The 13981-nt window shown below is 48.9% G+C and carries 13 protein-coding genes and 1 tRNA gene; 4 read left to right on the forward strand and 10 right to left on the reverse strand.

What is annotated here, in order from left to right:
* Nucleotides 1–24 precede the first annotated feature (24 nt).
* Genes LLH06_RS01320 through LLH06_RS01330 form a run of 3 tightly spaced genes read left to right on the forward strand, consistent with a single transcriptional unit; the run spans nt 25 to nt 2634 of the window.
* Nucleotides 25–378: a four helix bundle protein gene (locus LLH06_RS01320; RefSeq protein WP_228171435.1), complete on the forward strand. Its 354-nt coding sequence runs from the start codon at nt 25–27 to the stop codon at nt 376–378.
* A 21-nt stretch (nt 379–399) separates the two neighbouring features.
* On the forward strand, nt 400–1356 hold the full coding sequence (gene metF / locus LLH06_RS01325) for a methylenetetrahydrofolate reductase [NAD(P)H] (protein WP_228171436.1): 957 nt from the start codon (nt 400–402) through the stop codon (nt 1354–1356).
* Between the two features lie 48 nt (nt 1357–1404).
* Complete coding sequence (locus LLH06_RS01330) at nt 1405–2634, forward strand: hypothetical protein (protein ID WP_228171437.1); 1230 nt, start codon at nt 1405–1407, stop codon at nt 2632–2634.
* 2 nt (nt 2635–2636) lie between these two features.
* On the opposite strand, the gene LLH06_RS01335 is transcribed toward LLH06_RS01330, so the two are convergent.
* The 6 genes from LLH06_RS01335 to LLH06_RS01360 form a co-directional block, all read right to left on the reverse strand.
* The gene (locus LLH06_RS01335; RefSeq protein ID WP_228171438.1) at nt 2637–3308 is read right to left on the reverse strand and encodes an energy transducer TonB family protein; all 672 of its coding nucleotides are present in this window, start codon (nt 3306–3308) and stop codon (nt 2637–2639) included.
* Nucleotides 3309–3346: 38 nt separating this feature from the next.
* On the reverse strand, nt 3347–4054 hold the full coding sequence (locus LLH06_RS01340) for a peptidoglycan DD-metalloendopeptidase family protein (RefSeq protein WP_228171439.1): 708 nt from the start codon (nt 4052–4054) through the stop codon (nt 3347–3349).
* Between the two features lie 18 nt (nt 4055–4072).
* The gene (rbfA, locus tag LLH06_RS01345; protein ID WP_228171440.1) at nt 4073–4444 is read right to left on the reverse strand and encodes a 30S ribosome-binding factor RbfA; all 372 of its coding nucleotides are present in this window, start codon (nt 4442–4444) and stop codon (nt 4073–4075) included.
* 131 nt (nt 4445–4575) lie between these two features.
* Nucleotides 4576–4935 carry a hypothetical protein gene (locus LLH06_RS01350; RefSeq protein ID WP_228171441.1) on the reverse strand — a complete coding sequence of 120 codons (360 nt, stop codon included), beginning with the start codon at nt 4933–4935 and terminating at the stop codon, nt 4576–4578.
* Nucleotides 4936–4944: 9 nt separating this feature from the next.
* Nucleotides 4945–6171: an ABC transporter permease gene (locus LLH06_RS01355; protein WP_228171442.1), complete on the reverse strand. Its 1227-nt coding sequence runs from the start codon at nt 6169–6171 to the stop codon at nt 4945–4947.
* 88 nt (nt 6172–6259) lie between these two features.
* Nucleotides 6260–6991: a Bax inhibitor-1/YccA family protein gene (locus LLH06_RS01360; RefSeq protein ID WP_228171443.1), complete on the reverse strand. Its 732-nt coding sequence runs from the start codon at nt 6989–6991 to the stop codon at nt 6260–6262.
* Between the two features lie 442 nt (nt 6992–7433).
* Between LLH06_RS01360 and LLH06_RS01365 the strand changes: the two genes are divergently transcribed.
* Entirely contained in the window at nt 7434–7733 is a 300-nt protein-coding gene (locus tag LLH06_RS01365; RefSeq protein WP_228171445.1) for a hypothetical protein, read from the forward strand.
* Between the two features lie 176 nt (nt 7734–7909).
* Here the strand turns inward: LLH06_RS01365 and LLH06_RS01370 are convergent, their stop codons facing one another.
* The 4 genes from LLH06_RS01370 to LLH06_RS01385 form a co-directional block, all read right to left on the reverse strand.
* Nucleotides 7910–11047, reverse strand: coding sequence for an efflux RND transporter permease subunit (locus LLH06_RS01370; RefSeq protein ID WP_228171446.1), 3138 nt, complete (start codon nt 11045–11047; stop codon nt 7910–7912).
* Between the two features lie 84 nt (nt 11048–11131).
* Nucleotides 11132–12229, reverse strand: coding sequence for an efflux RND transporter periplasmic adaptor subunit (locus tag LLH06_RS01375; protein WP_228171447.1), 1098 nt, complete (start codon nt 12227–12229; stop codon nt 11132–11134).
* A gap of 43 nt (nt 12230–12272) precedes the next feature.
* Nucleotides 12273–13550 (reverse strand): TolC family protein, encoded by a 1278-nt coding sequence (locus LLH06_RS01380; protein ID WP_228171448.1) that lies wholly within the window; start codon nt 13548–13550, stop codon nt 12273–12275.
* 256 nt (nt 13551–13806) lie between these two features.
* Nucleotides 13807–13915, reverse strand: a tRNA-Asp gene (locus LLH06_RS01385).
* Between the last annotated feature and the right edge of the window lie 66 nt (nt 13916–13981).

Here is a 13981-nt window from a genome sequence, read left to right on the forward strand (position 1 = left end):
GTAGTTAGTATCAGGTATCAAGACATGCATAATTTCAAGGAACTTAAAGTTTGGAAGGCTGGAATAGAGGTAAGTAAGATCGTATTCGAGCTAACCCGGAACTTTCCGACCGACGAACGCTTTGGCTTGATATCGCAAATGACACGGGCCGCGGTCTCGATACCATCCAATATCGCCGAAGGTTGTGGAAGACGTTCAGCTAAAGAGTTCTCTCAATTTCTGTCAGTTTCGTTAGGTTCTGCGTTCGAATTGGAGACTCACATCATCCTTGCTAAAGAATTTAATTACATCTCCGATGGGCAGCTTTTAAGCCTTACAAGTAAGATCACAGAAGTCCAAAAAATGTTAAGTGGCTTGCAGAAGAATCTTGCTACTTGATACTAAATACTTGATACTAACATGAAGATCACTCAACATATAGCCAACGCTAACGGCAAGACCTTATTTTCTTTTGAATTGCTTCCGCCGATGAAGGGGCAGAGCATGGATGGCATCTACAAAGCGATCGATCCGCTGATGGAGTTCAAGCCGCCGTTCATTGATGTGACCTCCTCACGCGAGGACCTTTTTTACAAAGAATTACCCAACGGCAATATTCAGAAAGCCACGTACCGCAAACGCCCGGGAACCGTGGCGGTATGCGCGGCCATCAAGCATAAGTACAATGTAGATACCGTGCCGCACCTGATCTGCGGTGGTTTTACCAAGGAAGAAACGGAGTATGCGCTTATCGACCTGCAATTTTTAGGCATCGATAACGTGCTGGTGTTGCGCGGCGATGCCCGTAAGACCGACCCCGGTTTCATCCCTACCCCAGGTGGTCACTGCTATGCTACCGAACTGTTGGAGCAGGTGGTGAACATGAATAACGGCATCTACCTGCACGAATATCAGGATTCTTCCTACAAGACCGATTTTTGCGTGGGCGTGGCCGCGTATCCCGAAAAGCACTTTGAAGCCCCCAACCTGAAAAGCGACTTCAAGTACCTCAAACAAAAGATCGATGGCGGCGCCGATTTTATCGTGACCCAAATGTTCTTCGACGTGAGTAAGTACAAGCAATTCGTTAACCTTTGCCGCGAGAACGATATTAACGTACCCATCATACCCGGACTCAAACCGATCACCACGGCCAAGCAGCTGATCAACCTGCCCAAGATCTTCCACATCGATATACCCGAGGATCTTTGCGATGCGGTGAATGCCTGCAAAGACGACAAACAAGTAAAAGAAGTAGGCATCGAGTGGATGGTCAACCAGTGCAAAGAGCTGGTGGACTTTGGCGTACCCGTACTACACTTTTATACCATGGGCAACCCTGAACCTACCAAAAGAATAGCACAAGCCATATTTTAACATTTGATAAGGAGTAGTTATCTTCGGGACGCTATTCCTTATCAACAAATGAAAATATTCAAGCTTTGGCTATGTACTCTTTTTTTAGCCCTTACCGTACACGCACAATCCAACTATAAGCCAGGGTATATCATCAAGGCTAACGGTGATAGCATAAGAGGATTCATCAATTACCGTGAATGGAACAGGTCGCCGCTAGTCATCGAGTTCAAAAGCTCGGCTGTAGACGCTACCCCGACCACCTATGGAGCAGCCGCACTACAGGCTTTTGAGGTGACCGGAATGGATAGTTATGTTACTTATCGCGGTCCATTGAGCATGGACAAGACCCATTTCCCAGATCTGCCATCAGGCCTGGATACTACCACCAGAATGGATACTGTGTTCTTACAGGTGGTTTACAAGGGGGTGCCATTAAGCCTCCTCAAGCACAGAGATTTTAAGACAAGGCTTTTCATAAAGAACAAAAATGAGTTACCCACCGAGCTAAAATACTACGAATACTATGGAATGGACGGAAGGAGTGTGGAAAAAGTAGGGCTTTACACCAATACCTTACGGTCATATTGTGCACAATATCAGGTAGCAGACGATAAGGTAATGACCAATATAGAGCGGTCGCAGTATGATGAAGATGAGATCCGGAAGATCCTTAAACACATTAACCATGATGACCGTGCTGTCACCGCATCAACTTTCGGAAAGCGATTTTTTGTAGGCGTAATGGCTAACCGTATAACCACTGAGTTCAATGACCAAAATGACTTTGTCGGCATACCAGGTCATACCTATCTGCCTCGTATATCAGGCGGCATGGATTTCTTCTTGAATAAGTTCGTGCAGCGGACTTATTTCAGAACCGAACTTGCAGTGGCTATGGCCAGACCAACTATTGTAAAAACGGTCGGATCTTTCAATTATAGCTACAAACTGGGGCAATCCATCATTAGTCTCTCGCCGCAGATGTTTCTCAACCTGTATAATGCAGAGAAGTTCAAGGTGCACATAGGCGGAGGCTTTGGACTTAACTATCTGATCAACAGTAAAAATGACCTGGTGGTCGAGAACGCTTCTTCTAAGGCTGTGTCAACTATCAATAACGTTTATGATTATGAGAAATTTGTTATTAACTTCTTGTTCCGTGCAGGTGTTACATTGAATAAGCGGGTTGAGATCTCTGCTTTGTATTCTCCTAAGGCATCAATGACCAGGTATGTGAACTACTCCATAAGCAACAGGTCATTGGGTGTTGGTATCAATTACCTTTTTGGTAAATAACATCACTTACAATACTTTGCAATAAAGCTATCGGCCATATCGCTGCCGGTGTTCTTGATGAAGTTCCAGTCTTTACAGGCGCCCTCGGTGTCGCCTTGTTTGTACTTTTGGTCGGCCCGGTCCAGGAGTTCTTTGTAGAGTTCTTCGTCAAAGCCTAACTGTGTCTTGAGGGCCAGTATGGTGCCTTCCTTCTGCGAATCGGCGGTGCCCTTGTATTTATTGATGTAGTAGTTGGTCACGGCGTTCTCCAGTTCCTGGCGTTTTTGGTAGGCGGCAATGGCCTCTTGCATGCTCATCATCGGTCCCTGGCGGTTCTGGCAGCGGGCCTGATCAGGCCTGAAGCGGATGGGCAGTACCAAACGTACCGGGTGGTCATACCCGGAAGGCATGGTCCATTTACCCGAGGTAAGTTTGATCACCCTCACGGCTTCCTCGTCCAAGTCGATGCCCGGGCCTTGGGTCACTTTGGCCTCGGTCACTTTGCCGGCCTTGTTCACCACAAAACTGACTTTGATATCGGCCGCTATGCAGTTGGCGCTGGCAAAATCGGGGTAAATGATCTTGCTGGCAATGAACTGATCCAATGCTGCTGCTCCCCCTTTAAATACAGGCTGTGCCTGCGCCGTCATGATCCAGCAGCACATGGCCGCAAGCATATATCCAAACCTGTTCATACTCATCCTAAGCTAACGTTAGGAGTTTAACAGATAACTTAGCGTATAGTTGCAGTGTTCAACCGAAGGATGATCTCGGGGTCAGGGACGTTATGTTGATAAAGGTCCTTTTCGGCATATCGGCAAACGCCGGGATAGTCGCCCGCGCAGCCCTGCATATCGAACATCAGTTGGAAATGAAGATGCGGTGGCCAGCTACCGTTCTCGTCCATATGGCCAAAGGTGGCGATCTGCTGGCCTCGTCGAATGGCTTGACCTACCACCAAGTCGGCCAGACTTTGAGCGCTCAAGTGGCCGTACAAACTGTACAAGACAAGTCCATCCAGGTCATGCTCGAGGATGATGGTGGGGCCGTAGTCGCCAAAGTGGTCATTATTTTGAAAGCTGTGTATGCGGCCGCTGAGCGGGGCGTATACCGGTGTGAGGGCAGGCCCCCATATATCGGTGCCTAAGTGGAGCCGGCGCGGTTCCTGGCCCGGAGTATCGAACAGTGCGCTACGGGCATATAAGGTGCGGTGCTCCATATAACCGCCAATACCGTAACGACACTGACGGTTTTGTAATTCATTCTCTACCCAGCGGGCAAAGGCTGGCGTGTCGGCAACGGTATCCGCATCGAGCGAGGTATTGGTGGCCGTAAAGTTGAAAAGCAGCAGGCGGTCGTTTTGGCGATCGATATCTATCACATCACTTACCGCCTGTGGGTTACCGGCTATGTAAGCCGCCAGTTGCTGGTGCTTATCCATTCGGGGCACTTGAATGGCTTATTCTTCGTCGGGCTGGCGTGGCTCTTTGCTGATCTTATCGAACAGTTTGTCCATGCGCTCCACGTACTCGTTGGTATCATCCACAAAGAACTCCAGTTGCGGGATCACCCTTACCTGATCTTTAATGCGAGCACCTAATTTATAGCGGATCTCGGCCGCGTGTGAGCGTACTGTCTGCAGACTTTTTTGCGTATCGGTATTGTTAAAAAAGCTCAGGTAAATGCGGGCTATGGCCAGATCAGGCGTTACCCGTACCTTGGTAATGGTCACCAGGGTGTTGGGCAGGTAATTCATACCCTCACGCTGAAATATAGCGGCCAGGTCCTGTTGCAGTACACCGGCAAATTTTTGTTGACGTTTCGATTCCATGATTCTCAGATCAAATGGGGTTAGTTCAGGTGAAAAGGTCAATGGTAAAAGGATCAGGGATGGGTTTGGTTTCACCTGCGGGTGCTGTTTTATTTACGCCCTCTCCGCCTTTTACCGGTAGTGCTTTTACCTTAGTTGCAGAGGTCCTGCGGTATCTCCTTGGTTATTTTCAGTACTTTCTTCACTACCAGTGTGCTATCGTACTCCGATCCCATACCGTCAGTGCCTGAGCGTACCTTGTGGCCTTCCACCTCAATGTACACGGGCTCGTAGGGCTTTTCGAAGTTGAGTTGCGAGTACTGTAGTTCGAGTTGGGCCGAGCTGTCGGCTACCCAGTATTCGTGCGTATCGTCGCAGTTCTTGAACGATCTTACCTCGGGGCCAAAGCTGTACAGGCCTTTATACACCACCGGTTCATCTTTCTTCTTGTCCCAGCAAGAAGAGATGACCGCGATCAAGACCGCCCCTAATATCATTAGCCTATACCGCATCTTGCAAATTTACAGATCCTGTTTAATTTCGTCCAATCCTTTTACACTTAACCTTGCGCTGATGCCCGATGCGATCACCGATATGCCCGTAACGGTCAAAAATACCAGGATCAGGTCGGTAAATTTCATGTTAACCGGATAAGCATCGATCACCATTAGCTGGCCACCCATTTTGATAAGGCCGAACTGCTGCTGCAACAAACAAAAGATCACCCCTACGATGATACCTGCCACGCAGCCCGTAATGGCGATCATCATCCCCTCAAAAAAGAAGATGCCTTGTATAAGCGGCCTTCCGGCGCCCAGGCTGGTCAGTACAGCAATGTCCTTACGCTTATCCATCACCAGCATGGTGAGCGAGCCAATAATGTTGAATATAGCGATGATGAGTACGAACGTGAGGATCAAAAAAGTGAACCAGCGTTCATAATTCAACGTTTTGTATAGCTCGGTATTTTGTTGATAACGGTCTTTCACCAGGAACTTTTCGCCCAGCTTATCCTCGATCTGTTTTTGAATATTGGCTACACGTGTGCCCGGTTTAAAATTGATCTCGATAGAGGAGACCTCCTCGGGTTCATCAAGCAGTAAACGGGCAAAGGATAGCGGGGTGACAATGATGTCGTCAAAATCCTGCTGTATCGAAAAGATGCCCGATACGTTGATCGGCTGATGTACAAAATTATCTGCCGGGTTAACGGTGCTTACCTCTTTCTTTTTGGGCGAATAGATCTGCAACGATGATAGCTGATCATTGATGTTAACGCCCAAGCTGTTCTGCACGGTGGCACCGATCACGGCGTAAGGCATATCATTCACCTTAAGCGTGAACGAGCCGTTCTGGATGGTGCTGTCAAGCTGCTTGTTCTTCAAAAAATCATCGCTCACGCCGCGCACCGTACCAATGAACTGGCGGTCACCGTAGCGGATAAGGGCCTTTTCCTGCAACGCCTGCGTATACGAGAAAATGCTCGGGTCGTTACGGAGCTGTTTAAAGTAGGGTGTGTTAGGGTCGAACGTTTTGCTTTGCGCCGGCTCGATCTTCAACTCCGGCGTGAATTTGTTATACAAGGCCAGGATCACCTTCTCGAACCCGTTGAACACCGACAAGATGACGATGAGCGCAGCGCTGCCCACAAATACCCCCAGCATAGATATGCCCGAGATGATGTTGATGGCATGCATCTTTTTCCTGGAGAACAGGTAGCGCTTGGCGATGTAGATAGATGTGTTCAAGTAGGTAGCAGATCAAAGCAGCCAATGATCAGGCAACAGTTGCCCGGCCATTGGCTGCTTGTAAGTTTTCAAGTAAGTGCCCTGATAATTACCTGCGGCGGCCAAATATGCGCAGCAGCGACAGGAACAGGTTGATAAAGGTGATGTAGAGTGACATCGCGCCCATCAGCGCCAGCTTTTTGCCTTCAGCCTGGCCCATCTCTACACCGGTGCCAATGCGTTTCAGCATTTGTACCTTGTAAGCGGTAAGGCCCACAAACACGGCCACGCCTACGTAGCTGATGATCTTGCTCAACTCATCACTCACCAGGAACATGTTCACGACCGATGCGATAACGAGGCCTATCAGGCCCATCACCATTAATGAACCAAATTTGGTAAGATCGGTGTTAGTGGTGTAACCAGCTATTGCCATTAGCGCGAATACGGCAGCAGCCGTAACAAATACACCAAATACCGATCCCGAAGTGTACGCCAGCAGGATAAAGCTCAGGCTGATGCCCATTAACGAAGCATAGGCCAGGAACAATACCACTAATACCGGGTATGATATGCGGTTCAAACCAAAGTTCATGACCAGTACAAAGGCCAGTGGAGCGAAGATGGTAACGGTACCAAAGCCGGTCAACTTACCGGTGGTCAGGTTCACGATCATACCCAGCAGCTCCGCATTGGTAGCGAACAGGTATGCGAATACGCCCGATATGCCCAGAGCCACGAACATCCACATAAATACATTGGAAATGAATGTACGTGATGAGCCGGCCTCTTCTAACTGAATGATGTTACTGTATTGGTGATCAAATTTATTGTCTTCCATTTTCAGAGATAATTATATGAGTAAAGGTATGATATTTTTAAAATAAACAAGTGTAATTGCAAAGGCCACGCCTATAGTTGGAACGTGATCTGAAGGCAGATCATTATACTTTTTTGCGGGTCAGAGAGCGTTAAGTAAGGTTATTGATCACCACGTCATGGCGAGGCACGAAGCTATCTCTGCACAGGATATTCACAGCCCCAAACACCAAGTCATGCTGATGGCTATCACCATCTCTCAAGCAAGGCGATCGGTCCACCCATATCCCTGCCGTCATGGCGAGGCACGAAGCCATGACGTGGTGGAGGATATGCCCACTCCAAGATCAAGTCATGCTGATGACTATCAGCATCTATCATGGAAATTCACAAAGTTGTGCTGTGCTGGTACTTCTTCTTGTGCCCTGTTAGGACAGGTAAAGTGAGTTTAACACTACTTGTGGATGTACTTTTTCTTTTATACAAAAGAAAAAGGTACCAAAAAGAAAACTTGCGGCTACGTCCTGTTGCTACTCATTGCTGTGCTTGTAGTTGGGTTTGTGCTACCCGCAACATTCCTGATGCCGCGAGAGGACGTTGGCGTTAGGTCTGTGCTTCTCCTCGCTGCCGTCAGCCCCCTCTTTACCGCAAACATCCATAAACCTACCGTCATGGCGAGGCACGAAGCCATCTCTGCACAGGATATCCACAGCCTCAAAAACCAGGTCATGCTGATGGCTATCAGCATCTCTCATGCAAGGTGATTGATCCGCCCATCTTCACCTTCATGGTGAGGTACGAAGCCATCTCTGCTTAGGGCTTCAAATCAAGTCTGTTAAGCGAACTGTCCTTCAAATTCATTACAACAAAAAACGGGGCACCGCTCGCCGGTCCCCCGTTATCAACAAAAACACACTCAACCAAAACCATATTACTATGGTTAAGAACTTATTGCACCGATCTTTCTAAGCAGTTTACGATTGGCCCTTCTGTGGGTCAGCTTATAGATCATGGTGTATATGATAGGTAATATCAGTAAGGTCAATATGGTGGCGGTCACCAGTCCGCCGATCACTACTATGGCCAATGGCTTTTGAGTTTCAGAACCGATACCTGTAGATATCGCTGCCGGCATCAAACCAATGGCGGCCATCAGAGCGGTCATCACCACCGGGCGTACCCTCGAGATCACGCCTTGCAATATGGCATCTTCCAGGTGCATGCCGTCTTCCAGGTTCTTTTTGAACACTGATACCAGGATCACCCCGTTTTGTATACACACTCCGAACAAGGCAATGAAACCTATACCGGCCGATATACTGAAGTTGGTGCCGGTGATGTGCAGGGCCAGTATACCGCCAATGAGGGCAAATGGTACGTTCATGATCACCAGTATGGCATCCTTGGCGTTGCCAAAGGTCACGAACAGGATCAGGAAGATCACCACCAAACAGATCGGCACTACGTGAGCCAAAGTGTTGGATGCACGGATCTGGTTCTCAAATTCACCGTTCCAGGTAAAGGTGTAGCCCTGGTCAAGCTTAACGGCCTTGCCCACTTTTTGCTGAGCCTCAGCAATGGTGCTGCCCAGGTCGCGGCCACGTACCGAAAATTTGACGGCGATGTAGCGGCTGTTGTTATCACGGAAGATAAAGGCCGGGCCTGTGATCTTCTTGATGTTGGATATCTCTTTTATCGATATCTTGGAACCGGTCAGCGTAGGTACCATCAGGTTCTCGATCTTGTCCTGGGTATCGCGGTATTCTTTACCGTAACGGATACGGATGTCGAACTTGCGCTCACCCTCGTACAGTTGTGAGGCTGCTTTACCGCCTATAGCCATCTCGATCACGGCGTTGGCATCGGCAGTAGCCACGCCATAGCGGGCCATTTTCTTTTGGTCGAGCTCGATCCTGAATTCAGGCTGGCCCAGGTTGCGCAGTACGCCAAGGTCTTCCACACCGTTGATGTTCTTGAGTACAGCCATCACGGCGTTGGCCTTTTGATCAAGCACATTAAAGTCGGGGCCAAATATCTTAACGGCCATAGATGCAGGTACACCGGCAACGGCCTCGGCCACGTTATCAATGATCGGTTGCGAGTAGTTGTAGATGATGCCCGGGAACTGGCTCAGTTTTTTATCCATCTGGGCGATCAGCTGCTCCTGGGTAATGTGGCGTTTCCACTGTTTCTTAGGCAACAGGTCCACCTGGATCTGCACATTAAAGAAACCTTTAGGGTCGGTACCGTCGTTGGTACGGCCCACTTGCGATAGCGTTTGTTTCACTTCAGGGAAGCTCATCAGGATGTCGCGCATCTTGTTGGTCACATCTACCGAACTTTCGAGCGAGGTGCTCATTGGCAACTGAGCGGTCACCCATAAGGCGCCTTCGTTCAGTTGCGGCAGGAACTCCGTACCCAGGAACTTGGCCGAGATAAAGGTGAGGGTCATGAACGCGATCGACACGATCAGACTCAGCTTTTGGTTACGGTAAGTGAAATTGAACATGCGGCGGATACCGTTCTCGAAAAAGATCACCACCGGGTTGTGTTTCTCTTTCACATTCTTACGCAGCAGGATGCTCGATAGGGCAGGCACCAGTGTCAAAGTGAACAATAGCGCACCAAGCAAGGCAAAACCCAGAGTGTAAGCCAGCGGCGAGAACATTTTACCTTCCACCTTTTGGAAAGCGAAGATCGGCACCAGGCAGGTCAGGATGATCAGCTTGGAGAAGAAGATGGCCTTGCCCATTTCGGCGCCCACATTCTTGAACAGGCCCAACTTGGCCAGTTTGTTGAATTTCTCCATGCCTACCTCGTGCGCCTTATGGTCAAGCGCCACAAAGATCCCTTCAACCATCACCACCGCTCCATCTATGATGATACCGAAATCGACAGCACCCATAGAGAGCAGGTTGGCACTCATGCCTTTCAACTTAAGGCAGATAAAGGCGAACAACAGTGCCAGCGGAATGATGATGGCCACGGTAACAGTGGTGCGCCAGTCGGCCATGAAGAGGAACACGATCACGGTCACCAGTATGATACCTTCAAAAAGGTTATGCAGTACGGTCTCGGTACAAAAATCGATCAGGTTAGTACGGTCGTAAAAGGTCGATATTTTGACATCCTTAGGCAACACATTATTGTTCAGGTCATCGACCTTGGCGCGGATGCGTTGCAGCACGTCGGCCGGGTTCTCACCTTTACGCATCACCACTATACCCTCGATCACGTCGTTCTTTTTGTCGCGGCCTACCTGTCCTAAGCGTGGCAGCCCGCTCTCTTTGATCTGGGCAACGTTCTTGGTCAGGATCGGTACGTTGTTCACGTTCTTGATGATCACGTTCTCCAGCTCGCTGATGTTGTTGATCAGGCCTATACCACGTACCACAAAGGCCTGGTCGTTCTTCTCGATCACATCGCCACCTACGTTGATGTTGCTGCGGTTAACGGCATTGTACACATCAAGCGAGGTAAGGCCATATTTTTGAAGTAATGACGGGTTAACACTTACCTCGTAGGTCTTTTCTTCGCCACCAAAGCTGTTCACGTCGGCAACGCCGGGGATAGATTTGAACTGGCGATCAAGCACCCAATCCTGAATGGCGGTAAGCTCGTGCAATGATTTGGTGCGGCTCTTTAGCGTGTAGCGGAAGATCTCGCCGGTGGGTCCATATGGAGGCTCTATCTCCGGCTTAACTCCATCAGGAAGTTCGGCGTTGATGATGCGGCTCATTACCTGTTGGCGGGCAAAGGAGTCGTCAACATCATCATCAAAAATGATACGCACGTACGACAGGCCAAAGGATGAGGTGGTACGCAGGTTCGATTTCTTTTGTACCGAGTTGAGCACGGTCTCCATTGGGATGGTCACCAGTTTCTCCATTTCCTCGGCGCTGTGGCCGGGCCATTGCGCAATGATGATGATCTGGGTATTGGTCACATCAGGAAAGGTCTCGATGGGGGTATTCAGGTAGCTCCATACTCCTAAGATGGCCAGTACTCCTGTCATGAAGAATACCATTGCCCGGTGGCGGAGTGAGAAGTATATTATATTTTTAATGAGCTTATTCATTATCGTAAAGCTTGGCAGGCGCGGGCCTGCTGGTCAGGTAACATCGTTCGTTGTAATTAGGGAAAAGTATTACGATCAGCTTGATCAATCGCCAACAAGGGCGTTGTATAACAGCAGCTGATTTTTCGAGATCACCCTTTCGCCCGGCTTAATGCCAGCCGCTACATAAGTGGTATCCTCCACCGATTTGATCACATTCACTTCGCGCACGCTCAGGTTGCACTTGTCGCGGTAGATCACCACATAGTTCTTACCACTATCAAAAACCACTGCGCCTGCCGGAATGGCCACGGCTTGTGCGGCCTCGTTGTTGCTCACCATCACGTTGGTGAACATCTCTGGTTTTAGCAGCATATCAGGGTTAGGAAGTGATATACGTACGGTCAGTACCTTGCTGTCTGAGTCCAGTACCGAACCCACATTATCGACCTTACCGGTGAACACTTTGCCAGGGTAAGCCAGTGTGGTGATGTGGGCAGTGTAGCCTACGCGCACCTTGGCAATGTCAGACTCAAATACGTTGGCCTTGATCCAAACATCCTTCATGTCAGATATGGTGAACATGCTGCTACCATTATCAGGACGGATGTAGTTACCCGAGGTGATGTTCTTTTCAACGATGTAGCCACTACGAGGGGCTTTTACCACCAGCGTCCCGGCTGCATTGGTGTTACCGCCCCCGTTTATGGCGATCTGTTCGCGCAGCTTGTTATCAGCAGCTACGGCTTTATTATAGTTCTCTTTAGCTTCGGTGTAATCACGCTCGCTCGATATACCATTTTTGTACAGGTATTCGGCTTGTTGCAACTGGCGTTTGCTGATGGCCAGATCGGCTTTGGCCGATGTCAGGTCGGAGTAGTTGCCGGCCACATCGGCGCTGCGTATAACGGCCAGTACCTGGCCTGCGGTAACCTTATCACCTAATGATACGTTCACCTTCATGACTTGGCCGCTGGCAAAAGGGAATACTTTTACCACATTGTTCTCATCGAAAGATACCTCACCGGTAAGGTTCAGCTCATTCTTCATAGCCGATTCGCGGGCGGTATCCACCTCGATCATTTTAGCCAGCGAGTCGCTCACGCAAACCTGCTTGCTTTCCATGGTGCCGGTCTTTTTCTCTTCGCACGAGGCAAGCGCCACCACGGCGGCCATTACCAGGTATATTGCTTTAATTCTCATTTTGAAATGCTTTATTGGGGTGTGTTCTTGGTTAGCTGTTGATTTATTTCTCCGCCACTACGTTAGTGCCTACGGCGTAGTTAAGATCGGCAATGGCTTTTTGCAGATTAAGCTGCTGTTGTATGATCTTGATCTTGGTCTCTTTATAGGAGTCAAAAAAGTCGATGAACTCGGGCAGGCTGATCTGGCGTTGCTGGAAGCTCTTCATCATGGCATTAAAGATCTGATCGTAACGCTCGTAAAAATCGATCTCGTTCTTGTTCAGTAACTGCTGGCTCAGTTTGTATTGGGCAACGGCCTCATATACATCATTACGTACCTGCAGCTCGTTGTTCTTCACCACTAATTCCTGGCCTTGCGCCTGTAACCTGGCCGACTTGATGTTGCCCTGGTTGCGGTTAAAGAACGGCAGCGGAGCACTGATCTGTAAGCCCACGTAGTTGTTGGCATAACTGCTGCGTTGGTCAAAAGCGGCACCCACGGTAATGTCGGGCACGGCCAGCGCTTTTTGCAGGTCCAGGTTATGGTTGTTTTGATCTAATGTATAGCGGTTGCCTAAGTAATCGGCGCGGTTGGTAAGCGCCTGATCAGCTAACGATCTCGGGTCAAGCGGCACTTCACCCGGAGGGATCACCGCGATCTGCGGAACGATGTACTGCGATTCCTTAACGGCCAGTATGGTCTTTAGCTCAGTTTGCAGCTGGTTTAACTGGCGCTCATTGTCAACCATCTCATTTTGCAGGCCAAATAACAAGGCCTTTAAACGTACCAGGTCCTTTAAGGAGGTGTTACCTGACTGGTAAGCCTTGTCTGACGCGCTGACCAAATTTTTGGCCGAAGCGATCTCTACCGCGTATACTTGGCGCTGGGCGATCAGGTTGGCCACCTGGGCCATATCCAGTTGCAGGTTGTAACGCAGGTTACGCAGCAGGTCATCAAAGGCGGCCTGTTGTATGCGGGTGCCGTCCTCGGCGATCTTCACCTGTTTACCACGTTTGCCGGCGGTTTGGATCAGCTGGCTCAACTGAACAAAGATCTGCCCGGTGTTGCTGTTATGTTGAAAGTATTTGCCGCTTACGTCGGTGATGTTCTGATCGGTGGCCAGCACGGGGTTGTCCCACAGTTTGGCTTGTTTTACTAATGCCTGTGCAGCATCAACATTGTATTTTTGGGCAAGCAGGCTGAAGTTGTTCTGAATGAACATTTTTTCCGCATCCTTAAAGGTGATGCGAAGGCTGTCGGTTTGCCCGAAAGCGCTTGCCGAACTTGCAAGTATGATGAATAACAATAGGGCTCTCACCCCCTTAACTAACGCTCTCATGTGTGTCTTGAAATATTGATAATTCAAAACTATCACAGCCGAATTGGATCAGCATTAAACCTGCATTAGAATGACATTAAAAAAAATGCACAGGCCAAAAAGCAAGAAAATAAGAAGAAGTAATGGTTTTAAGTATTTGATATTCAGTTATTTGTGGTTATTGAAACATCGGGATAAAAACCCCGTAAAACAGCAAAGCCCCCTGATGGGCAGGGGACTTTTACTAACCAATTATAAACCTAAATTATGAGAAGAGCTGTTGGGGAAGGATTCGAACCTTCAAAGAGTGGTTAGCCCGAGGGTTTCCCATTATCTCCGCCACCGGGACAAGGAGGTGTGTCTGCCAAAAATTTCACCACCCAACATTTTGTTTTTTAGAACGAACGATCGGCATTTTTCCGACCGCTTGATACAAAGTTAAGTCGATCATC

It is taken from the genome of Mucilaginibacter daejeonensis (assembly GCF_020783335.1).
GTDB lineage: Bacteria > Bacteroidota > Bacteroidia > Sphingobacteriales > Sphingobacteriaceae > Mucilaginibacter > Mucilaginibacter daejeonensis.

Bases quoted from the DNA above. Each gene is read 5' to 3' on its own strand.
- LLH06_RS01375 (WP_228171447.1), bottom strand. From the start codon at position 12,229: ATGAGAATTAAAGCAATATACCTGGTAATGGCCGCCGTGGTGGCGCTT.
- LLH06_RS01350 (WP_228171441.1), bottom strand. From the start codon at position 4,935: ATGCGGTATAGGCTAATGATATTAGGGGCGGTCTTGATCGCGGTCATC.
- LLH06_RS01320 (WP_228171435.1), top strand. From the start codon at position 25: ATGCATAATTTCAAGGAACTTAAAGTTTGGAAGGCTGGAATAGAGGTA.
- LLH06_RS01335 (WP_228171438.1), bottom strand. From the start codon at position 3,308: ATGAACAGGTTTGGATATATGCTTGCGGCCATGTGCTGCTGGATCATG.
- metF (WP_228171436.1), top strand. From the start codon at position 400: ATGAAGATCACTCAACATATAGCCAACGCTAACGGCAAGACCTTATTT.
- rbfA (WP_228171440.1), bottom strand. From the start codon at position 4,444: ATGGAATCGAAACGTCAACAAAAATTTGCCGGTGTACTGCAACAGGAC.
- LLH06_RS01370 (WP_228171446.1), bottom strand. From the start codon at position 11,047: ATGAATAAGCTCATTAAAAATATAATATACTTCTCACTCCGCCACCGG.
- LLH06_RS01340 (WP_228171439.1), bottom strand. From the start codon at position 4,054: ATGGATAAGCACCAGCAACTGGCGGCTTACATAGCCGGTAACCCACAG.
- LLH06_RS01365 (WP_228171445.1), top strand. From the start codon at position 7,434: ATGTACTTTTTCTTTTATACAAAAGAAAAAGGTACCAAAAAGAAAACT.
- LLH06_RS01360 (WP_228171443.1), bottom strand. From the start codon at position 6,991: ATGGAAGACAATAAATTTGATCACCAATACAGTAACATCATTCAGTTA.
- LLH06_RS01330 (WP_228171437.1), top strand. From the start codon at position 1,405: ATGAAAATATTCAAGCTTTGGCTATGTACTCTTTTTTTAGCCCTTACC.
- LLH06_RS01380 (WP_228171448.1), bottom strand. From the start codon at position 13,550: ATGAGAGCGTTAGTTAAGGGGGTGAGAGCCCTATTGTTATTCATCATA.